At 44.2% G+C, this 21,325-nt stretch carries 16 protein-coding genes, 1 tRNA gene and 1 CRISPR repeat array (1 of these 18 running past the window's edge); of the genes, 2 read left to right on the top strand and 15 right to left on the bottom strand.

The features are described 5' to 3' along the window. Positions 1-3,063: direct repeats of the CRISPR family, unit length 37 nt; unit sequence GTTTCAATTGAGAGCCTCAGAAAACGAGGATTGAAAG; it reaches 54 nt to the left of the window's first position. A 596-nt stretch (positions 3,064-3,659) separates the two neighbouring features. The 6 genes from H5T41_02715 to H5T41_02690 form a co-directional block, all read right to left on the bottom strand. Next, complete coding sequence (locus tag H5T41_02715) at positions 3,660-3,797, bottom strand: hypothetical protein (protein MBC7107692.1); 138 nt, start codon at positions 3,795-3,797, stop codon at positions 3,660-3,662. Positions 3,798-4,595: 798 nt separating this feature from the next. Next, positions 4,596-5,396: an ABC transporter permease gene (locus tag H5T41_02710; GenBank protein MBC7107691.1), complete on the bottom strand. Its 801-nt coding sequence runs from the start codon at positions 5,394-5,396 to the stop codon at positions 4,596-4,598. A 16-nt stretch (positions 5,397-5,412) separates the two neighbouring features. After that, positions 5,413-6,210: an ATP-binding cassette domain-containing protein gene (locus H5T41_02705; GenBank protein MBC7107690.1), complete on the bottom strand. Its 798-nt coding sequence runs from the start codon at positions 6,208-6,210 to the stop codon at positions 5,413-5,415. A gap of 440 nt (positions 6,211-6,650) precedes the next feature. Then, positions 6,651-7,271 (bottom strand): hypothetical protein, encoded by a 621-nt coding sequence (locus H5T41_02700; GenBank protein ID MBC7107689.1) that lies wholly within the window; start codon positions 7,269-7,271, stop codon positions 6,651-6,653. A gap of 364 nt (positions 7,272-7,635) precedes the next feature. Further along, a complete protein-coding gene (locus tag H5T41_02695) occupies positions 7,636-8,655 on the bottom strand; it encodes a radical SAM protein (GenBank protein ID MBC7107688.1) in 1,020 nt (339 codons plus the stop codon). 499 nt (positions 8,656-9,154) lie between these two features. Beyond that, positions 9,155-9,227, bottom strand: a tRNA-Gly gene (locus H5T41_02690). A gap of 137 nt (positions 9,228-9,364) precedes the next feature. On the opposite strand from H5T41_02690, the gene H5T41_02685 reads away from it, so the two are divergent. Beyond that, entirely contained in the window at positions 9,365-10,798 is a 1,434-nt protein-coding gene (locus H5T41_02685) for a DEAD/DEAH box helicase (protein ID MBC7107687.1), read from the top strand. 8 nt (positions 10,799-10,806) lie between these two features. On the opposite strand, the gene H5T41_02680 is transcribed toward H5T41_02685, so the two are convergent. The 5 genes from H5T41_02680 to H5T41_02660 all read right to left on the bottom strand — a co-directional run bounded on the left by H5T41_02680 (position 10,807) and on the right by H5T41_02660 (position 17,767). Beyond that, entirely contained in the window at positions 10,807-13,428 is a 2,622-nt protein-coding gene (locus H5T41_02680; protein ID MBC7107686.1) for a valine--tRNA ligase, read from the bottom strand. Positions 13,429-13,478: 50 nt separating this feature from the next. After that, on the bottom strand, positions 13,479-14,672 hold the full coding sequence (locus H5T41_02675) for a CBS domain-containing protein (GenBank protein ID MBC7107685.1): 1,194 nt from the start codon (positions 14,670-14,672) through the stop codon (positions 13,479-13,481). A 109-nt stretch (positions 14,673-14,781) separates the two neighbouring features. Further along, positions 14,782-16,473, bottom strand: a complete 1,692-nt coding sequence (gene glyS, locus H5T41_02670; GenBank protein MBC7107684.1) for a glycine--tRNA ligase — start codon at positions 16,471-16,473, stop codon at positions 14,782-14,784. Then, positions 16,473-17,324, bottom strand: a complete 852-nt coding sequence (locus tag H5T41_02665; protein MBC7107683.1) for a CBS domain-containing protein — start codon at positions 17,322-17,324, stop codon at positions 16,473-16,475. The genes glyS and H5T41_02665 overlap by 1 nt, the downstream gene beginning before the upstream one ends. Further along, on the bottom strand, positions 17,321-17,767 hold the full coding sequence (locus tag H5T41_02660; GenBank protein MBC7107682.1) for a universal stress protein: 447 nt from the start codon (positions 17,765-17,767) through the stop codon (positions 17,321-17,323). The genes H5T41_02665 and H5T41_02660 overlap by 4 nt, the downstream gene beginning before the upstream one ends. Before the next feature lie 486 nt (positions 17,768-18,253). Between H5T41_02660 and H5T41_02655 the strand changes: the two genes are divergently transcribed. Further along, positions 18,254-18,643, top strand: a complete 390-nt coding sequence (locus tag H5T41_02655; GenBank protein ID MBC7107681.1) for a carboxymuconolactone decarboxylase family protein — start codon at positions 18,254-18,256, stop codon at positions 18,641-18,643. A gap of 266 nt (positions 18,644-18,909) precedes the next feature. Here H5T41_02655 and H5T41_02650 read toward each other — a convergent pair whose 3' ends face one another. The 4 genes from H5T41_02650 to H5T41_02635 are packed head-to-tail and all read right to left on the bottom strand — an operon-like array spanning position 18,910 to position 21,265. After that, on the bottom strand, positions 18,910-20,004 hold the full coding sequence (locus H5T41_02650; GenBank protein MBC7107680.1) for an amidohydrolase family protein: 1,095 nt from the start codon (positions 20,002-20,004) through the stop codon (positions 18,910-18,912). A 35-nt stretch (positions 20,005-20,039) separates the two neighbouring features. Then, complete coding sequence (locus H5T41_02645; protein MBC7107679.1) at positions 20,040-20,804, bottom strand: hypothetical protein; 765 nt, start codon at positions 20,802-20,804, stop codon at positions 20,040-20,042. Continuing rightward, positions 20,734-20,946, bottom strand: a complete 213-nt coding sequence (locus H5T41_02640) for a hypothetical protein (GenBank protein MBC7107678.1) — start codon at positions 20,944-20,946, stop codon at positions 20,734-20,736. The genes H5T41_02645 and H5T41_02640 overlap by 71 nt, the downstream gene beginning before the upstream one ends. Positions 20,947-20,977: 31 nt before the next feature. Next, the gene (locus H5T41_02635) at positions 20,978-21,265 is read right to left on the bottom strand and encodes a hypothetical protein (protein MBC7107677.1); all 288 of its coding nucleotides are present in this window, start codon (positions 21,263-21,265) and stop codon (positions 20,978-20,980) included. Between the last annotated feature and the right edge of the window lie 60 nt (positions 21,266-21,325).

The following is a 21,325-nucleotide window of genomic DNA, read 5'->3' as shown; positions in this document are numbered from 1 at the left end:
TGCCTTGCCAGCACCGGCGTTTCAATTGAGAGCCTCAGAAAACGAGGATTGAAAGCTCTGAGTCGTTAGGCTCTCTTTCAGAACTCTGTCAGGTTTCAATTGAGAGCCTCAGAAAACGAGGATTGAAAGAACACTCGGCCATGCTGCGCAGCACCGGGCACTCCTTCGTTTCAATTGAGAGCCTCAGAAAACGAGGATTGAAAGGATGGATTCCGACGCCAGCACAGAAGCGCGCCGCTGGTTTCAATTGAGAGCCTCAGAAAACGAGGATTGAAAGATGATTTGGGAATAACCAAGCCTAGGAGACCATTCGGTTTCAATTGAGAGCCTCAGAAAACGAGGATTGAAAGACGACCGGAGGGCTTGAAGTGGCCAAAACCGTATTCGTTTCAATTGAGAGCCTCAGAAAACGAGGATTGAAAGCGGTTCTTGCGATTGTTGGTCTCCTGTGGTATGCAGGTTTCAATTGAGAGCCTCAGAAAACGAGGATTGAAAGATATATCCGTTGGATTCCCTGAAAAATGCTGTCTGTGTTTCAATTGAGAGCCTCAGAAAACGAGGATTGAAAGCCGCGCTTGGGGTGAACACGATCACCCTGCAGATCACGTTTCAATTGAGAGCCTCAGAAAACGAGGATTGAAAGGTTGGCAGAAAAGGAGGAGTGAAATTGCCGGTACAAGTTTCAATTGAGAGCCTCAGAAAACGAGGATTGAAAGCATGCCAACGGTGAGGGAGAAAAAAGGGACTTCGCTGTTTCAATTGAGAGCCTCAGAAAACGAGGATTGAAAGACCAACTTCCTAAGCTCTTCGATCTCTTTCAGAGCGTGTTTCAATTGAGAGCCTCAGAAAACGAGGATTGAAAGAAGGATAAGAGTTGAAGATGAATATCTGAGAAACTTGTTTCAATTGAGAGCCTCAGAAAACGAGGATTGAAAGGCGATCGGCCTCCACTCTTGTCATGCCGTGTTTGCGAAGTTTCAATTGAGAGCCTCAGAAAACGAGGATTGAAAGATAAACTGTCCGACCCGAGGATGCCCCTGTCTTCGGCGTTTCAATTGAGAGCCTCAGAAAACGAGGATTGAAAGAAAGAGGTGAAAAGGAAATGAATGAGGAAAAGGAAAGTTTCAATTGAGAGCCTCAGAAAACGAGGATTGAAAGATTTTCACAAACAGTTTCAAGATATTGATAAACCTCGGGTTTCAATTGAGAGCCTCAGAAAACGAGGATTGAAAGTTCTATCCTCTCCTTATTCGTGTTAAATCTTTCCCGTTTCAATTGAGAGCCTCAGAAAACGAGGATTGAAAGTTGCTATCACAGTCCGGCATGGGATAAGTTGTGATAGCGTTTCAATTGAGAGCCTCAGAAAACGAGGATTGAAAGGCTCCTCGATTTCTTTCATGGCATTTTCGCTGCACGTTTCAATTGAGAGCCTCAGAAAACGAGGATTGAAAGTCTTCAGTTAGTGGTTTTAGTCTGTATTTTTTGATGAGTTTCAATTGAGAGCCTCAGAAAACGAGGATTGAAAGTTCCCATCGATGCAAGTTTGTTTAAGGGAATAACAGCGTTTCAATTGAGAGCCTCAGAAAACGAGGATTGAAAGCGCTGAATGCGGCCGGGACAATCAAAGCTGGTCAAGTTTCAATTGAGAGCCTCAGAAAACGAGGATTGAAAGTGTTTAGGTCGGAATCGAGTACTTGGTATCCCGCTTGTTTCAATTGAGAGCCTCAGAAAACGAGGATTGAAAGTCTTTTCCAGCTCGATAATCTGGTCATCGATTTTCTGTTTCAATTGAGAGCCTCAGAAAACGAGGATTGAAAGTCGGCACCTGGTAGGTCGTCAGTGGCCTCTCCGTCACGGGTTTCAATTGAGAGCCTCAGAAAACGAGGATTGAAAGTTGCCAACGTTGTACGGCGGCGAGGTTACCATCAAAGTTTCAATTGAGAGCCTCAGAAAACGAGGATTGAAAGATCTTCACCTCCTCCTGTACCGCGGCACAATGAGCAGTTTCAATTGAGAGCCTCAGAAAACGAGGATTGAAAGGGAAAAACCAGAGGACGAGGACGGCCGCCGCCGGCAGTTTCAATTGAGAGCCTCAGAAAACGAGGATTGAAAGGCAGACCATCTCGCCCCAGTTCGTCCCATCCTACCCTGTTTCAATTGAGAGCCTCAGAAAACGAGGATTGAAAGCTCTCAGTTTTATCGGAAGACGAGCGAGAGCGATTCAGTTTCAATTGAGAGCCTCAGAAAACGAGGATTGAAAGAGTTCCCGAACGGGGTCGTAAATTATTAATGCCCGTTTCAATTGAGAGCCTCAGAAAACGAGGATTGAAAGACCGTCATCTTGAACGGTCAGAACAAGACTGTAAAAGTTTCAATTGAGAGCCTCAGAAAACGAGGATTGAAAGGCTGATATGCCTGCACCCTATCATAAAACATTTTCAAGTTTCAATTGAGAGCCTCAGAAAACGAGGATTGAAAGGAAACACGATTTGATTGTCATCCCTTTAAACCAACTGTTTCAATTGAGAGCCTCAGAAAACGAGGATTGAAAGCAACAATAAAAAATGTGTTGTACACGGGAAAGAACCTGTTTCAATTGAGAGCCTCAGAAAACGAGGATTGAAAGTATTCCTGAACAATTTCTGCGAGCATGTGTATTTGGGTTTCAATTGAGAGCCTCAGAAAACGAGGATTGAAAGAATTGCCCCCTCCAACATTGCAGCTCGTAGTATTTGTGTTTCAATTGAGAGCCTCAGAAAACGAGGATTGAAAGATTAATTTCAAATCGCTTGCGACGTAAAGATTCGCGTTTCAATTGAGAGCCTCAGAAAACGAGGATTGAAAGTTCAAAAACTTGTTACACTTGAAACAAGCGAAATAGGTTTCAATTGAGAGCCTCAGAAAACGAGGATTGAAAGCCTCAACAACATTTTCACCGCTTCAAATAGAGCTATGTTTCAATTGAGAGCCTCAGAAAACGAGGATTGAAAGAGGAGTTCATGAAATATTACAAAGGAGCTAATCAGGTTTCAATTGAGAGCCTCAGAAAACGAGGATTGAAAGAACGGGACGCCAACATTTTTTGAAAACGCTTTCAAATTCCAGAAGCTGATTTGCTATTCATCTCAAAATCCGTAACATATTATAAGATCGTCTATCTGAAACTTGACAAAGAAAGAGAAGCGGGATGCGTCTTTTCTTGGGTTGAAGTATTCCGACGCCTGCAATTGTCGATATATTCCTTTTTTAATCGAAAATCCACAGTAATTCAATAGCGTTGCCGCTCTCTCATTGTAAACTCGTATACACGTCCATGCATTTGATCACTGTTGCGATGTTTGGAACAATGAAAATGAGTTTTCCACCTTTTTCATCATGCGTCTCAATTCGCTCATGAGCATCTCATATAGAACGCAAAGACGGTCAGGAATCCCTCGGAATATTACGACGTCAAATTTCTCTTCATCGAAAGGCACTCTCTTTTGGTAAGACCGCAAATCTTGAATTGAATCTCCAGTTCTTTGAATACTTCGAAAGTCTATTAGTGGTATTGATACCGTAGTATTTGTAATGGGAGTATAATTCTTTTATCAAAATCAGATTGTGATTCGGGCCAGCATCAAGAGCTTGTAACTGCTTATTTGACTCAGGGATCGCTTTCATAATCTCAAAAACCTCTTCTTGTGAAACTCGATGTAGTACTCGTCCTGCTCAAATTCCGACGCGCTTCCCTCAAATCGATATTTTTTCATCAGCTTTTCCATCAGCACATTGCATTCTTTATCACTGATTTTCATCCGAAATAAATTATTCATCTCGATCTAATACCAGTTGTCAATCGCCATTAAAAGGAAAATAAGAATGGATTTGTTAGATCGTTGCACAGGAAGTGACCTTTAACTTTATCGTTAATTGTTAGATTGGTAACACAGAATTTAATACGCAAGCAATTGATCTAATTCTTGGCATAGATATCTACAAATGCATTGTTTTCAGAACTGATTATGCTCGTGCGCAAAGTCAATTATTCAAGACAAATGTATATCAAGATTTTTGCCCTATGCCATCTGGTATAATGAGTTCAAATCGTGCGCCTTCCCCATATTTCCTACAACCTCTGATTATATTTCCCGTGCGAGAACCATTAAGCGCTTTTCAAAAAATAAAATAAAAAACAAAAAAGAAGGGGTTTGGATTTGAATGCCTGATTATTTAATTGGACTTAGTTTCAGAGCCAGTGCTTCCTGACTCCTGCTTAGGCTTGTCTTTACCACCCTTTGCCCCAGCTTTCTTACCCGCCACTATCCCACCTCCTAGGCCCCGTCCTTAGTTCTCATGGGACCTGAGGGATCGTTAGTTCTTAATCAGCGATTTAAGGATTATCGAAAAATCTTATAGGGAGCTTCGATAGCGCTTCTCATTTTTGTTAACAGTAGAATACGAATTTGGTGCACATAACAAGATCGCTAGAATTTGATTAGTTTGTTGTCTTGAGTAGGGCAGTTAGTGCGTACAGTGTACTTTTTTTGAGAGGAATTTACAGAGACCTGATGATACATCAATGTAAGAATCCAATGAAAAGTAACTAAATGCTCTTACCTTATCACCCGAGGATACAAGCGAGCTCCTATGATGATAAGGATGATGGCCATCACGATGAGGATGCCAAAATCGGTGAGAAGACCATATTCGCTGATCCCATGATCAATCATCAGCGCTCTTAGAGCATCAACCATATACGTGAGGGGATTCCCGTGTGCAATGATTTTAAGCCACTCGGGCATTAAAGCGATAGGATATATGGCATTGCTTGTGAAGAACAGCGGCATCGTGATCATCTGGCCTATGCCCATGAATCTTTCTCTCGTTTTCACCAGACAGGCGATGATCAATGATAGTGTCGAGAAAAGTGCCGCACCAATGATAATCACAAAGATGACACAAATGATGGAGAGAGGATTCAGAATCACACCAACGCCGAGAACCAAAGCGAGCAAATAAATAATAGAAGCCTCCGCTAAACCGCGAATTCCCGCTGACAGCGCCTTTCCCGCGACAAGGGCTGTGCGGGGAATCGGAGCTGCGAGGAATTTCTGAACGATGCCCAAATCCCGCTCCCATATGATGGATATGCCATAGAAAATAGAGACGAAGAGCACGCTTTGAGCTAGGACGCCTGGTGTCAAAAAATCGATGTATGGTAGATTGCCGGTTGGTATAGCTCGCGCCTGCGTGATAACCATTCCAAAAACCAGAAGCCAAAGGACGGGTTGAATTGCCCGAGTGATGAGTTCAGTGGGATCATGCCGCAGTTTGCGTACTTCAAGCTCCGTTATCACCAGCATTTTCGTGATGAAACTGATGATGGGTGCAAGAAGACTCCCCATTCCATTCATCTCATTAGTACCAGATTCAGCCAAGGCGATGGACTGTTTGCCTTTCCCTTTGAACTTCACGGAAACTGCCTCCCGATTCGATTGAACTTCCTGTATAATGAATGAAAACTTCGTCGAGCGTTTCTGCACCCGTGATTCTTTTCAACTCTGAAGGACTTCCAACCGCAACGAGTTTGCCCTTATGCATGATCCCGATCTCGTCGCAGAGGGCATCAGCTTCGTCCATCATATGCGTGGTGAGAAATATCGTTGTTTTATATTCATCACGTAACTTTCTGATCATCTCCCAGACAGTTCGCCGGGCCAGGGGATCAAGACCGACCGTGGGCTCGTCCAAAAAGAGTACACGGGGATGGTGAATAGCCGATTGTGCGATTTCCAATCGCCGAATCATCCCACCAGAATAAGTGCGCACAAGCTTGTGGGCAAAATCAGATAAACCCATTACAGCAATAGCCCGCTCTATTCTTTCCCTCAACTCTTCTCTCGGTATTTCGTATATCTTAGTGAAAATGAGAAGATTCTCATAACCAGTGAGACTCGCATCTGCAGAAAGCATCTGGGGGACATAACCAATAACCTTTCTGACTTCTTGTGGCTCTTTAATAACATCAAATCCTGCAATGATAGCTTTACCAGAGGTCGGAGTCAGCAGCGTTGTCAACATCTTAATCGTCGTTGTTTTCCCCGCTCCATTCGGCCCCAGAAGTCCAAAGATTCTCCCTTCCTCAACCGCAAGATCCAACGAATCAACAGCGATGAACTTGCCGAAGTGGCGAGACAATCCTATCGATTGCACAACAAGATTTGACATAAACCCATCTTTCAATGATGCATTGTAACAGTCGGGGAGAGTGAATGAGTATATTTTTTGTTTGCGGTTAGGTCGGATGAATTTTAACTTAATGGAAACTAACAGTTTGATTTCTTTTGCAAACGTTTTCATCAATCATTATGTGATGAAATCAGAAATAGGTTACTCCTTTTCGAAAATCATCTTCTGGCTCATTACCATTCAATCAATATCGATAGATTGTGCAATTGTTTCCCGATCAACACATATGATGAGCGGTGCTCGAGAAGCGTGATCAAGACCGAGTATTTCAACATCGTGTAGAGATAAACGCCATTTTATAAATAGCATTGAACTTTAAAAAAAGGATGCTAAAAACCTGTTTGAATTATCTTAGTGAGAATATTTCGGCAATGGGCACGCTCGTATGCTGAAATTTCTGAATCTCAAACTCTGCTTTACTAATTCGCAATCTCAGTATTAGAAGAGGGCAAATCGCGATCTGCAGGCCACTTACCGAAAAGAATATCCCAGCTGTACAGCCATGAAACAAAGATCCAGATATAGGCGCTCGCTATCGTCGAATTGAGACCGAGGATGTGAGTGATAATGTAAAACATTGACATTGTAAGTAAGCCTGTTAAAATTAGAATCAGAAAACCTTTGAGTGGCTGTTTGAGTTTTTGGAAAGGCCACGACTCTAATTGCCATGAAAGTGCAACCAGCCACCATATCCAGGTAACGAACCAAAGCCCTCCATCGGGTTGAAAGAAACTGGTGTCAAAAAGTCTGAAAGAATACTCAAGGATCAATGACATCGCGGCCATGATTGTAAAAATCATTATTCCTTTGATAGGTTGAGGAGAATCTGAGACTGGCCATTGATCTAGGCAGAAAAACATATAAACGAAGAAAGCGAACCAGATCGCAGGAATCATGCCGTAAGCTATGGTCGTTATGATTGCGAATGTGTACATGAATAATGCGCTGAGACAAACGGCCTTCGGCTGTTTATACTTCGCCGCAAAAGGATTGCCAAAAGCGATGACCAATCCTATTCCGAGAAATAGATTCGATATCATTGGCCAATAGAATTCTTGGCCGTAGCCCAAAGCATTCATCATAAAAGGGTGAAGGATTCCTGATGTCAATGCGATCAAAAGAAAGACAAAACCCCATAATGGTTGTTTGATTTTTTTCAGAGGCTCTTTATTGGTCAATGAGATGACAAATGCGGACCAAACGAAAAACAAAGCGTAAACGCTGAGTAACCCTGGATCGACGTGAAAAATATTTTCACCAAATAGAATGAAAATGATGGAGCTAAAAATCACACAGAGGATTGGGATAAACCCCCGAAGGGGTTGTTTATTCAGTATCAAGCTATCTATCCTCCAGGACGTTTCTCTTACTGTATTTCTTTATTACACTTGGTCTGGTCAAGTTTTACCGAGTTCTCTTTCTCAGAGGTCCCTGTAGTGATCTTGCTGGCCCCGTGAACGTTTCATACCCTGCTTCCCATAGCATCTGTTTGCATTTTTCGACTGATCGTCCTCTTCCTTTGCTTGTTTCTTCCTCTGTATCTCTGGGATTCGGGCCGGTTTCCGCATAAATCTGATTGCAGCCAGCCAAAAGAGAGGGCATATTGGGCTCGTGCACTCCCATCGCCATTATATTCTTCCCCATCACCAGTCTTGTAACGGCCTCTATTCTGGCGAGTTCGATCTCAGGGATATGTCCATAGGCGGAGAGTGGAGTTCCTGGGATCATGATACGCCTCATTGTTGCCATAACAGTCGGTTCGAGATCCTTCCCGAGGAACATCCTGTCTACAATTTCTTCAATCGAGTGCTCTGGTCCAATGGGCTCGACGCAAAAACTCAAATCAAGCCCTGAGTCTTTCGCAGCTTTGATGGTGCGTATTCTCATAGAAGGATCGATACGAGTGTTCACTCCTTCTCCGAGCCTGACAACGTGATAGACCGCGGTGAATCCAGCCTCAACGAGCTCTTGTGCCTCGCCTGGTCCAAAATCGCCGATGTTTGCAACTAGCGGCATATCGGGGTTGATCGCCTTTCTAACCGATTTCCCAATCTCTAAAAATCTTGAGAAATCGTAATCTGCTGTTGTCATCAAAAAGATCGCGTTGGCTCCAGCATTCTCGAAGTTTTTAGCTCTTCTCACGACTTCATCTTCGCTCAATTCAATTGTTTTTGAAGCGATTCCGTGTTTCTCCGCAAAGGCACAGAATTCGCAGCTTTTGCTGCATAGTGCCCAGTTCAAACCGACCTGAGCGTGAACCTCGCCTTTGTTATTAAATTGTCGTCGAGAAAGGTGATCAGCTGTGTGCATCAGCAGATACATTTCCTTGCTTCCAGGTTTAATCTCTCTCAAAAGTGTCAGAGCTTCTTCTTTCGAAATTCCATCGCCGCTTTCTGCTTTCTTCAGAATTGACTCAATTCTCAATCTGACCCCTCCGCAGAACAATTAATGACGTATTTAGAGAGAGTATAAATAATTTAAATCAAACTCAAATATTTGATTAAAATAAAATTGAATTCATCAATTTCTTTGTATGATGGAAAAGATAATCGATCCTCAGATTTGAGTTATACCAATTTCAATTATACTGTTCGGCCGGCGTTCTATTGAGACGCTTGGGGGAATGAATATCACTTTCGCCTTTTTGATAAGGATGGTTTCTATAAATCGGTACCACAAATGATCGATGAAATCTTCATGCACGAGAGCTTCGACATGAGTTTCATGACCGATTGATTTATCCAGATAATGCGGTGTTTAGATCAATATGTTTAAAAATGATGCATTTGCGCTTGTGGATGGTGACTTCTACTTCTTAAATCAATTAATGAAATTGTCCCTCAAAAAGTCCCCTCACATTAAGCGCCTTAAAACAAAAAATTGAGGATTACTCTAGTTGACATATGGATCTATTTCAAGAAAGTGCGGGCGTCGGGATTCGAACCCGAGTTTTAAGCTTGGCAAGCTTAAGTGATAACCAGCTACACTACGCCCGCTCTTATACGGCATCACTGAACGTAATGGCCAAATATAAACTTTGTTTTGCGCCCGATGCCAGCACCCTCTTTCAAATAGCCGTCGAAATGTTAATACGAGATGCCTGATATCATTGGCAGCTATTAGAGTGAATAAAATGGTCAAGAGTTTTGAAACATTTGGTATCGATGATAGAATATTGAAAGCCGTAAGTAAGATGGGTTTTGTGGAACCGACGCCCGTTCAAACTGCTGCGATTCCATTCATGATGGAAAAGCGAGATGCAATTGTCCAGGCACAGACAGGAACGGGCAAGACGGCAGCATTTGCGATTCCAGTTTTACAGCATATCAATAAATTGAAGAAAAATTTGGATCATTCAGTGAAAGGACCTTTTGCCCTCGTTCTCGTCCCAACAAGAGAACTAGCGATTCAAGTTTCTGAAGAAATGGCAAAACTTGGCGAGTATCTCAAAATCAGATCGTTGCCCGTTTATGGTGGCCAATCGATCTCTCTTCAGTTAAAAGAACTGGAAAAAGGAGTCGATGTTGTTGTTGGGACGCCTGGTCGAATCATCGATCACCTCAAAAGAGGATCACTAAACCAACAGAACATTAAATTCGTGGTTCTTGACGAAGCTGATCGGATGCTCGATATGGGTTTCATTGATGATATTAAATTCATTATCAGTCGCCTTCCGAAAGAGAGACATACATCTCTTTTTTCCGCAACAATCCCAGGGGAGATCCGAAGACTCGCGATAGATCACATGCACCAGCCTGAGATGATCATTGTGAGTGAGGAAGAACTCGTCCTTCCCTCAACTCAGCAAATCTATTTCAGCGTCGGGAGGCGGAATAAGATCTGGGCCCTGTGTCGTGTGCTCGATAAAGAAAAACCAAAAGCAATCATCTTCTGCCAGACAAAGAAAATGGTCGATGTACTCTATGGAAGACTGAAATCATACGGTTATCCAGTCGAAGCGATCCACGGTGATCTTCCACAATCCAAGAGAGAAAAAGTTATCAGAGATTTCAGAAAAGGTGTTGTAAAAATTCTCGTCGCGACCGATGTCGCGGCAAGAGGTCTTGATATTGAGGACGTCAGTCTTGTGGTCAATTACGACATCCCAGAAAGCCCGGAATGGTACGTTCATCGAATTGGAAGAACTGGACGAGCTGGGAAGATCGGCAAAGCGATCACATTCGTGAGCGCCGAAGAGAAGGGCATTTTAGAAGACATCCAGCAATTTGGAAAAACAAAAATCGAAAAAGCAGAGGTGCCCGAAACAGGCCGTAAAGACATCGTCAGAAAAATTTGGGATTTTGATGAGTATCAGGATATCTACGGTATGGTCAAGGTCAAGATCAAAATTGGCAAGAACGAGGGACTCCTTGTTAACGATCTCATCAACATTATCGTTTCGAACGCAAGAATCAACGAGATTCTCATCGGTGTTGTTGAAATTGGGGAAGACGAGACAGTATTCGAAGTTCACAAAGATGTTGCATTTAACGTGATCAGGACACTTCAAAGAATAAAAATTAGAGGGAAGAGTCCAAGACCAGAACCCATTCCACGGGAAGCCTGATTAATTCTTCACCTTCTAATGGCGACGAGCACCTCTCCTACCTGAATCGTCTCCACCTCAACGCCTTGCAACATGAGTTTCTTTTCGATCTCGAACATGTCTTTCTCGAGAGTCACAAGTGTGCCATCGGATAACGTGATTTCCAAATGACCACTGTCAATTCCTTTCGCAATATCTTCTATGCTCAACTGGCTGATAATTGAAGAAACCTCTTTTGCCCTCTCTTTGAACCGTGGCCCGATTTTTGATTTTATTGGCCTGATACCAACAATGATCTCTTCCACCTTTGCTTCCTTTTCAACTTTGAGTTCTATTGCTCTTACAGTTTCCATGATATCTCTCTCGCAACCCTTGAGATTCTTCGCGTTTTCCCCGATGATTTCGACAAGACGAAGAGTTTCGTTAAGCGGAATTCCATTTTCCGCTTTCCAAGATCTGATGGCGCTGATGATCTCTTTCGCGAATTCACCTTTTTCCTCACTCACTTCATCAACAAGGATCGGTTCAGGCCACATCGAAACATGGATGCTTATGTCACCCTCAAATTGACGGAAAGTCGTCTGATACACCTCTTCGGTTACGTGTGGGAGGAATGGCGCGAACATTTTCATAATGCCAAGGCAGACCGTGTAAAGTGTGTATTTCGCACCCTCATCGTCCTCCTTCCAAACCCTGTACTTGACCATCTCTATGTAATGATCAGCGAATTCATGCCATGCAAACTGCTCGATTTCACGCATCGCTTTGTCGAACGAATAGTTCTCGCAGTGCTCCGTAGCCAATTTGACGACCCGGCTGTATTTCGAAAGTATCCATCTGTCAACTGTTCTTAATTCACAGACCTTCGGTTTTTCTTTGATCACACTGCCAACGAATCTGCCGATGTTCCAGAGCTTTGTGCATAGTCTGCCACCGTGGACAACGTCCTTCTCTCTAAACGCGTTATCCTCGCCAAGAGAGCAAGTGCACGCGTAATATCTCAATGCATCCGCACCATTCTTTTCGAGAATCGGCATTGGATCGATAACATTGCCTTTTGATGCATGCATCGGCGTTCCATCTGCGGCCATGATGAATCCGTGGATCATGATGTCATTCCATGGTCTCTCGCCGACAAGCAGGTATTCCCTGAGGATTGTGTAAAATGCCCATGTCCTGATGATATCATGCGATTGCGGACGGAGGGACATTGGATACAGTTTTTTGAATTTCTCTTCGTCTCTTAGCCAGAATGTATTGTAGAGGGGTGAAATGCTTGAATCCATCCATGTATCGAAGACATCTTCGCATCCTTTGAGCGGTCCACCGCATTTCGGACAGCTTTCAACTGGCGGTGGATCAACAGTCGGATCAACGTAGCAATCTTCTTCGCGGGCTGGAACGATTTCACCGCAATTCATACATTCCCATACGGGAATTGGCGTGGCGAAGTATCGCTGCCTGGAAATGACCCAATCCCATTCAAGGGACATCACCCAATCTCTCAGCCTGATCTTCATGAATTCGGGGAACCACCGGATCTCTTCCGCCTTCGCGAGAACTTCGTCTTTGAAATCGAGCGTTTTCAGGAACCACTGGGGAATCTGCAGATATTCAATTGGTTCATGGCATCGCCAACAAGTGCCGACGTTCTGTTCAATCTCGATCTGTTTGACAAGCAATCCTGCATTCTTGAGATCTTCAATGATGCGCTTCCTCGCCTCTTTTACCTTGAGACCGGCATACGGTCCTGCGATCTCCGTCATTCTACCCTGCTCGTCAATTCCCTTTTCAAGAGGAAGGTTATATTTCATCACCCATTCGAGGTCATCCTTATCGCCGATCGTGCAGATCATAACAACGCCAGAACCGAAGCCAGGATCGACTTTATTATCTGCAATCACGGTGACCTCTTTTTCGTAAAGAGGCGTTAACAACGTTTTTCCAATGAGTGTTTTATGTTTCTCATCATCAGGGTGCACTGCGACCATCTGGCACGTGCAGAGAAGTTCAGGTCTCGTCGTTGCAATAATCGCATAATCGTCTGTGCCCTTGATTTTGAATTTGATATAATTAAGATTCGTCACATTCCGTTCGTATTCAACCTCCGCATCTGCAAGCGCCGTGATGCATCTAGGACACCAGTTGACTGGAAAGGTTCCCTTGTAAACAAGTCCTTTTTTCAGCATCCGTAAAAACGAAATCTGAGTGATTCTCCTGTAGTACGGCGCGTCCGTCTGATAGTAAATGCTGGGATCCATGCAGGTGCCCAGGATCTCGAATTGCCGCGTCATCTCATCGATGAAGCTTTCGGCGTACTCCTTGCAGAGTCTGATGTATTCTTGCCTCGGAACTGATAATTTCGTGATTCCGTATTCTTTTTCCACTTTGACTTCCGTTGGTGTGCCGTTGACATCGAAGCAGAGGGGGAAGAAAACGTTGTAACCCCTCATTCTCTTGTATCGCGCCGCAAAGTCGATGAGGGAATAGCCAGTTGCATGACCAAGATGAAGAGCCCCGGATGTATATCGAGGCGGGTTGTCGATGCTGTACACCGGTTTGGAAGACGAGAAATCGAATCGATAGATTCCCCATTCCTTCCATTTCTGTTGCCATTTCCTTTCTGTCGGCACGGGATCGTATTGACTCATAGAGAAGGGAAATAAGGTAGGTGTGCTAAAAAAAGATTGCTCATGCGTTATTATAAAGATAGCCGCGCCTTCTTTCTCTGGTCAACCATCTCGTCTTTCGCATCCTTAACCATCTCTGAGAGTGTGTGCATCAACGATATTGTTGCCTTCATTAGGTTCCATTCGGTTGCCTTCGCCACGAATACTTTATCCTCGGTGATGAGACGACCGTTGAGACTGTATTTCGCCACGTTGCCAGCTTCGTTGTACTTTGAAACGTGGAGGGTGAAAAGAGCTGGTTTCGATATCTTCGCGATCTTTTTCAGTCCCCTCTCGATCTCTTCATCCATGACGTCAAGGGACAAGCGATCTTCCTCTTCTAAACCAGTGATTTGCACATAGACCATGTCCCTTGCCTTGAACGATGCAACGAGCTCAACGATATCGTAAGTTGTGATGATTCCCTTTAACTTCTCATCTTCGACGATTGGAAGCGTTGAAATCTTGTTATCTATCATGATCCTGATCGCTTCGTGCAGATGCGCTTGTGGCGCCACGGTCAATGGATGATCGATGGCCAAGGAACCAACTTCAATCTCGATAGGCTCGCTACTGCCTACGAGTTCGCCAACGGTTTCCCTTCTCCGCTCCTGCCAGTTATAATTGATAATCTCCTTTATCCCTATGATACCGGTCAATTTTCCGCCGTCATCGACGACCGGCAAGGTCCTGATCTCGAGCTTCGACATCAGATCGACTGCGACTCTGATCGGATCTTTTTCTCGAACTGATCGAACATCTGTCGTCATGATCTCCGATACAGGCATCGATGCGAGCTCCTTGACCTTCGGGACGATTCTCACAATATCCTCTCTGGAAACGATGCCAGAAATCCTCTTTCCTCTGAGGACTGGCATCTGTCGGTAACTCGTTGACACGACTTTTTCAGCAAGATCGGTGAGAACGGTGCTCGATGTGATTTTCGGAGGAATTTCAACAACCGATTTCGCCTTAGTCGTGATTGGCAGATTCCTTCGCTTGATAAGTGAAGCGTAACTCACAATGCCAACGAATTTATTGTGATCTTCAACAACTGGTATTTCATGCAGATCCAGCGCTCTCATCCTTGAGACGACATTAGAAATCGTTGTGTCAGGGTCGACGACCTCAAACTCAGTCTTCATGATATCTCCAGCCTTTGTCAAATCGAGCACTGACCGAATCTGCTCTCTCACCTTCACTGATTCTAGATTTTCTCCCCTCAAAAATTCTCACCTCCTATACATATCCATTTAAACATATTAGAATCATTTCCGTCATGCCTGATACCTGTTGAGAATTTCATTCCCTGGGGATCGATCGTCCATCGATCGATCACTGTTCCAATGTGCTGAACGGTGTACCACAAAGCAGCGAATTTATCGTTGGAATGATCTTTTCCTCATGAATCCTAACCTGCCTCGTCGTATCTCTGTCTCTAATCGTCACTGTTCCGTCTTTTAGTGTTTCGTAATCAACCGTAATGCACCATGGGGTGCCAATCTCGTCCATTCTGGCATATCTCCTGCCAATCGAGCCAGAATCGTCGTAATACGAAGTGATGCCGCTCATCCGTATCCGTTCATCAATTTCCGCAGCTTTTACATCAAGACCATCCTTTGCCATGAGCGGAAATACTCCGACTTTGATCGGGGCGACAGCGGGTTTGAGTCTCAGCACCACATAGCCATCACTCTTTTGAGTGTATGCATGTTCCAGGCATGCATAGAGTATCCTATCTAGTCCATGGGACGGCTCGATCACATGGGGCACGATTTTTCTGCCCGTAACCTTCTCCTTTATCCTGACAATTTCAAAGAATTCGCTTCCCACCGTTATCTTCTCGCCGTCCACATCAATCGTGATCTTTCCATCCTTGATTCTAGAAGGATCGATCTCCTCCAGCGCTTTTCCGATTTTCGCTGATTTCCCCTTGAATTTAGGACCTAAAAGCTCGTACTTCGGTTTGATGACCTCTTTTTCAATTTCGACCGGCTCCTCATACTTCTTGAAAGCGGTGAGATCAGCATTCGAGTACTCGATATGTCTAGAAAGGTCCCAGCAGCCACGATCAGCGATGCCAACAACCTCTGTCCATCCGTATGATAAAAGTACTTCTGCATCCCAGCAATCCGACGCGTAATGAGCCATTTCCGTCTGCAAATGCTGTCTGAATCGCAGGCGGTTTGGATCGATACCAACAGTCTTCAAAAATTCTTGAGTGAAGTACATGAAATAGGCCAGCGTCGCATTCCCGATCATACGCCTTTCAACCGCTTCCCCGACAGTAATTTCGATCTCGTTACCATTGTTCGGTACGAGCTTCATCTTTTCATTCTTAATTTTTTCGAATCTTGGCCAGGTTTTGTTCTCTGGATCGACAAAGAGTTCAGCTTCCATCATATTGAATTCTCGCAGCCTAATGACACCTTGGCGCGGTGAAATCTCGTTTCTGTAGCCCCGTCCGATCTGAATAACACCAAACGGTAACTTCTCCCTCACGAATCTGTAAAGATGCAAATAATCGACGAAGATGCCCTGAGCCGTCTCTGGTCTCAAATATCCTATTCTTCCCGCACCAGGACCTATCGTGGTCTTGAACATGAGGTTGAAATCTTCGACATCCGTTAGATCGCCGCCACATTCAGGACACTTAACACCATTTTCTTTCAGCAATTTCGAAAGTTCCTCATTTGAAAGGGAGTCCGGGTTGCTGTGCAAACCCTTCGCCAAGTGATCCGCCCGGAATGATTCCTTGCACCGTGTGCAGGAGACTATCGAATCGGAGAACGCGTCAACGTGCCCCGATGCCTTGAACACAATTTCAGGGCCGATTGTGGGGCCGTCGATCTCGATAAATCCTTCTCCTAGGGTGTATGCCTTCCGCCAAATATCGATGATGTTATTTTTCATCGCGATGCCGAGCGGACCGTAATCATACATGCCAGCAACACCGCCATAGATCTCGAATGCTGGCCAAATAAATCCTCTACGCTTGCAGAGTGCAAGAATATCGCTCGCGTCCATCATTGACCACCTAACAGAACAGAAATGACATCGAAATCGTAAATCATCGCAAGTAGATTATCCTTCGAATCTCTGACAGGCAGTTGACCAAAATCGTTCTTCCTCATAACACGTGCTGCCTCGGAGACGCTTGTCTTCTTGAAGACAGTCACAGGCTCTCGCACCATGATCTCTCTCACGGGCAATCCGGGTAGCTCGATTTTTGAAACTTCATACCAGAGTTTCATCACGTTCCTGAGACCTTCCCATGTCCACTCGTCCTCATCCTGTCCGATTCCGAGGTCAGCCATTGCTACAGAACCATTGATATACGATTTGTTGAAGATGTCCCTGTCCGTGAGGATGCCGACGAGTCTGCCAGTGTCATCGAGAACTGGCAACGCGCTTGCCTTGCTCACTTTGAAAGTGACAAGGGCGACCGCAAGTGGTGCATCCTGATAAATCGGAACGCATGGCGATCTGATCACTTTCTCAACGGGGATATTCGTTGCAACTTTTTCGACGACGCTCAAAAGGTCAGTTGGCGTCACAATGCCGATCAGTTTGGCCTCATCGACAACTGGTAGATGTCGCACCTGCTTGGTGATGAATAATTCTGCGGCTTTTTTCACGTTGTCTTTCGGACCGATAACCGGTGGATCTCTGTTCATGATGAGAGCGAGTTGCTCTTCATCGGGTTTTTCAAAGATGTCCTGTCTCGTGATCATTCCTGCCAGTATCCCATCATTTCTTCTTATGACTGGCAGGCCAGTGAGATTGTGTTTGACCATGATTTTGAGTACTTCGTTTCTGCTGCTTGGAATTTGTGCGACGATTGGATTAGGGGTCATGATCTCTTCGATCAGGGTCATTGCGATTCCCTCCTGGCCGCTCTGACGACCATCACAGGACAGTCTGCATATCTAACAACCCTTTCCGCCACGCTACCTAGCAGTAGTTTCGAAAATCCAGTGCGACCTAGTGTGCCCATGACAATGAGATCGAAATTCTTTGACGCATCGACGATCTTTCTCACAGGTGATCCTTCCTCGACAATGGTCTCAACCTTCACACCAATTTTTTCTCCTTCTTTTCTGACGTATTCGACAGCATCTTTACCTTCTTTCTCAAGAAGCGAGTAAACGCTGACCATTGTCGAATCCATTGGAAAATTAATAAAAGAAGTCTGATCAACCACATACATTGCTGTGACTTCCGCATTCATCAGTTTTGCCAGTTCAAGTCCTTTGGCAATCGCGGCCTTTGTGTACTCGCTTCCATCAGTTGGGATCAATATTCTCTTGAAGAGAGCCATGTCGTTCCTCTCCGATTTCTTACACTTCTCAACTGGAGATCTAAGGGGGTTTCGAAGTGCCAGATCAAACATTTTTCTCTTATTTCTATTCTCCAGTTTATCCTTGTTTCATCTCGATCTGGGCTCGATAGCTATTGTTCCAACTTGATTTAAAACCTTTCGTTTCCATTGCTGACCTTTTCGTTTATTGTTGATCACATTGTGAGGCAGGACCGATAAGAATTTTTTTAAACGTTCAGCTTCCAGAATATCATAAATTCATAAATATATTTAGACTAATCCCATTTGTGACTTCTTGAAATTCTCCTTATTTTGAAGGTGTGAATGTTCAAAATTCGGACTTAATTAATTATTTTCAAGATATCTCCATGTTTCAGATTTACGCCCTTATTCGATGAGATTTCGAGCGATCTTACGAATCATAGCTCAAACTTTCTTTTTTGGAACTTCAATCATTAAATACGGACTCCTCCAATTATTTCTATTATGAAGAAGCAGCAGAAAAATGACAAGGCTGAAAAAGCGGTGAAGGAACTCGGCAAGAAGATGTGCGGGTATATCCCTGAAACGCTAGCACACATCAAAGAGTACAATCCTGATCTCGCTGTGCTGATTGGCGACATGGATAAGATCATGGTTGAAGACGGCGCACTGGACAGAAAAACGAAAAGGCTGATTGCGCTCGCTTGCGTCGCCGTTAGAATGTGTGAAGATTGTATTTATCCGCAAGCGAAAGTTGCCAAGAATTACGGTGCCACAAAGAAGGAAATCATCGAGGCTCTTCAAGTTGCGGTATTAACTGGCGGGGTCCCCGTTTGGTCGGTTGCAAAGAAAGGGGTCACGAAGCTATTTAAGGAATGGGATCAGGAGGAATAGTCAGACCATCGGTCCTGATGTCTGTAAGCCAAACATTCTGAAAAAATCATCGATCTTTGGGCTAAATGAAATCATCATGGATAAATCATCTCAGGTTTCTCTAGGAAATAGGTTCTCTCCTTGGGATATCTTGCAGCGAGATAAATACCAATATTCGTAATTCGTTCCAAACGTAAATATCACTCTACGGCCGAACGAACCGTTCAATGATGCGTAGCTATAATTTAATGACAGTGAATGTCGCTTCACTGATAGTGCGAATCTTCTTAATTCATTGATTCGTCGATTCTTTCATTTTTTCTCAAAATTTCCTTTCCGATGCACACCATAATTGGATCTGATGAACTGCTTCGAAAGACCAGATCGGTCACAGGATCCCCTCTCTTCGATTCGATGACCATGAAATCGCAAAGTTCACCTGGGGTGAATTCAGAGAATCCTTTCAATCCGAGGATTTCTCGTCCTGTCTTGAACACCATAGTTAAAACATCGTCAACTTTCTTGACGCCCTGATATCTCAGAATTCTCCCGGCAAAATCGAGCTCGGTAAACATATCTGGCAATGAGAACATCGCGTTGTCTGTGCCAAGGGCTATCCGAACCCCCTTCTTGATCATCCGATCCATCGGTGGAATTCGGCCAAATAACAGATTTGATCTTGGACAAACAACAATCGGAACATTCTCCTGTGCACAGAGTTCAAGGTCACTATCAGTAGCAACAGTCATGTGAACGATATAAGAAGGTTTCAAATCGAGAATCTTATCAATGTCTTCTCTTATTATCTCGCTAGCGTGAAGTGCAAATCGTTTCTTTTTCTTTCTTACGTAAGACGCAAGATCCTTCAACACTGAGTAGTCCCAGTCAGAGATCGCGGAAACTCCGATCCCATCCGCTACCTTCAGTATCTCATCTACCTCCTCCCTGACAAATTCGAGATGACTCGGCCGTCCGAAGATGATAGGCTTTGCCGTACCATCTTTTATTTTTGATAATAAGTGTGCACCGCTCACACCGCCTTCGCGGAAATCGATAAAATGAGAAATTCCGCGTCTCAGCATATAACAAGCGAGGTCCCTCATCGATTTCATTAATCGATCTTCTGGAATCTCTCTTAGCATTCGATGCTTCAGCCCGTCAGGCGGAGCAACAATTTGATCAAGGGGAAGAGAAAGGTCCAACGGCACAAGAAAATCGGCGAGATGCGTGTGCGCGTTGACGATTGTCGGGACGATAATGCCTTTTGCAAGGTTTGATCGCGCCTTACCCCTTCCGATCTCAGCGATTCTCCCGTCTTCGAACCCGATATGGCCTTCGATGAACCCCTCATCTGTGAGCATCAAGCCAGAGACGTAATGCATCGTCATTGAATTGAAGCGTAAGTATTTCAATGATTTTAATTGCGGCGGGAATTGAATTTTACGAGGAACGCAAGAATCAAACACTGCAAATTTTGATTTGAATTATTACATGATTTATGCATTGAGCTATTGTTGGTCACATTAATCATTTCGCTGGCCGTTTTAGGAATACGAGGGGTCTCTTTGAATTCTGATATGAGGGCGAATTCGATTTCCCTCCATGCCTTGGCCAGCAACTTTTCATAGTACTCAAGATCGAAAAGAGAATGTTCAAAACTCACATCGACACGCCACTTCTTTGCGTCAACGACGACATACTCGATTTCCATGCTGGGTCTGACCGGAATATGATTTTTTGATAGTGCATCGACAGCAGACGCTTCGAGAGAGCGTTTCGTATAATTGAGTTTGCTTATTTTCTTTCTTATCTTCATCTCATTTACATCGGCGTTTGGAAGCGATTTTAGATAATCGTTATAAACCGCCTTGAGCTCCATAATCATTTCCGATAGAGTTTTCGCGTCCTTAGCCTCTGACATTCGCTCGAACATTTCTTCCTGCATTCTTTTTACATATTTTGGGGTATCATCCCTTCTAGCCATCACACCTCTCACTTTCATTTCACCATTCGACAGCCGTCCGAAATAACGATTATAAGCGCCGCTACCGTCTTCCATCGGAAGGAAGACGATCCAGTCATATTCCTCAATTTCATTCGGTATGACGATTTCATGTTCCACCTTTTCTTTGAATTCTTCGATGCATTCTCCCCTGATCCAGAGACAATCCACAATTCCCATGCAACACTTCTAGATCCATCGATTCGGCGATTTCCTTCACCCTGATCAGTATTTCTCTTGCAACCGATGTAATCCTTTCATGTACTTCGATGCTGCCGAATTTTGTATTCCTGTAGCCAGTGTATCCAAACGTGACCAGCATCCATTTTAATATCGAGTCTAACTGCGCGTACTTAGGGTTTGACCGCTTCTCTCTTTTCGTCGCTATCCTCCATCTGGAGAAGTGGTTCAATGACCTCTGGAAGAAATCCTCTTCGCGAAGTATTGAGGCTCTCTGGCGAAAGGTTATATCTGACGATGATGAAAGGATAGAGGGAAGTGTCGAGTTGGTGTATTCTTTCGTAGAGGCCAGGTTCAGGCTGAAAGATCATCCCGCCCTTGTCCATCGCTCTCAGCTCTCTGAAATGCCTCAAGCGCTCAGCATCGCTTTTTCTGAAGGGGACCGCTATGCCACGTTTCACCACTTCGTAGATTTTGTATGATGAAATCAATGTTCCAGGTGTGAATCTTGATGTGAGATT

This window comes from Methanomassiliicoccales archaeon, from assembly GCA_014361295.1.
Classification (GTDB): domain Archaea; phylum Thermoplasmatota; class Thermoplasmata; order Methanomassiliicoccales; family JACIVX01; genus JACIVX01.
Note: the sequence above shows the minus strand (reverse complement) of the source record. Positions and strands in the feature narration are given on the sequence as shown.

Bases quoted from the DNA above. Each gene is read 5' to 3' on its own strand.
- H5T41_02715 (MBC7107692.1), bottom strand. From the start codon at position 3,797: ATGAAAATCAGTGATAAAGAATGCAATGTGCTGATGGAAAAGCTGATG.
- H5T41_02710 (MBC7107691.1), bottom strand. From the start codon at position 5,396: ATGAATGGAATGGGGAGTCTTCTTGCACCCATCATCAGTTTCATCACG.
- H5T41_02705 (MBC7107690.1), bottom strand. From the start codon at position 6,210: ATGTCAAATCTTGTTGTGCAATCGATAGGATTGTCTCGCCACTTCGGC.
- H5T41_02700 (MBC7107689.1), bottom strand. From the start codon at position 7,271: ATGATATCGAATCTATTTCTCGGAATAGGATTGGTCATCGCTTTTGGC.
- H5T41_02685 (MBC7107687.1), top strand. From the start codon at position 9,365: ATGGTCAAGAGTTTTGAAACATTTGGTATCGATGATAGAATATTGAAA.
- H5T41_02680 (MBC7107686.1), bottom strand. From the start codon at position 13,428: ATGAGTCAATACGATCCCGTGCCGACAGAAAGGAAATGGCAACAGAAA.
- glyS (MBC7107684.1), bottom strand. From the start codon at position 16,473: ATGGACGCGAGCGATATTCTTGCACTCTGCAAGCGTAGAGGATTTATT.
- H5T41_02665 (MBC7107683.1), bottom strand. From the start codon at position 17,324: ATGACCCTGATCGAAGAGATCATGACCCCTAATCCAATCGTCGCACAA.
- H5T41_02660 (MBC7107682.1), bottom strand. From the start codon at position 17,767: ATGGCTCTCTTCAAGAGAATATTGATCCCAACTGATGGAAGCGAGTAC.
- H5T41_02655 (MBC7107681.1), top strand. From the start codon at position 18,254: ATGAAGAAGCAGCAGAAAAATGACAAGGCTGAAAAAGCGGTGAAGGAA.
- H5T41_02650 (MBC7107680.1), bottom strand. From the start codon at position 20,004: ATGCATTACGTCTCTGGCTTGATGCTCACAGATGAGGGGTTCATCGAA.
- H5T41_02645 (MBC7107679.1), bottom strand. From the start codon at position 20,804: ATGGGAATTGTGGATTGTCTCTGGATCAGGGGAGAATGCATCGAAGAA.
- H5T41_02640 (MBC7107678.1), bottom strand. From the start codon at position 20,946: ATGCTGGTCACGTTTGGATACACTGGCTACAGGAATACAAAATTCGGC.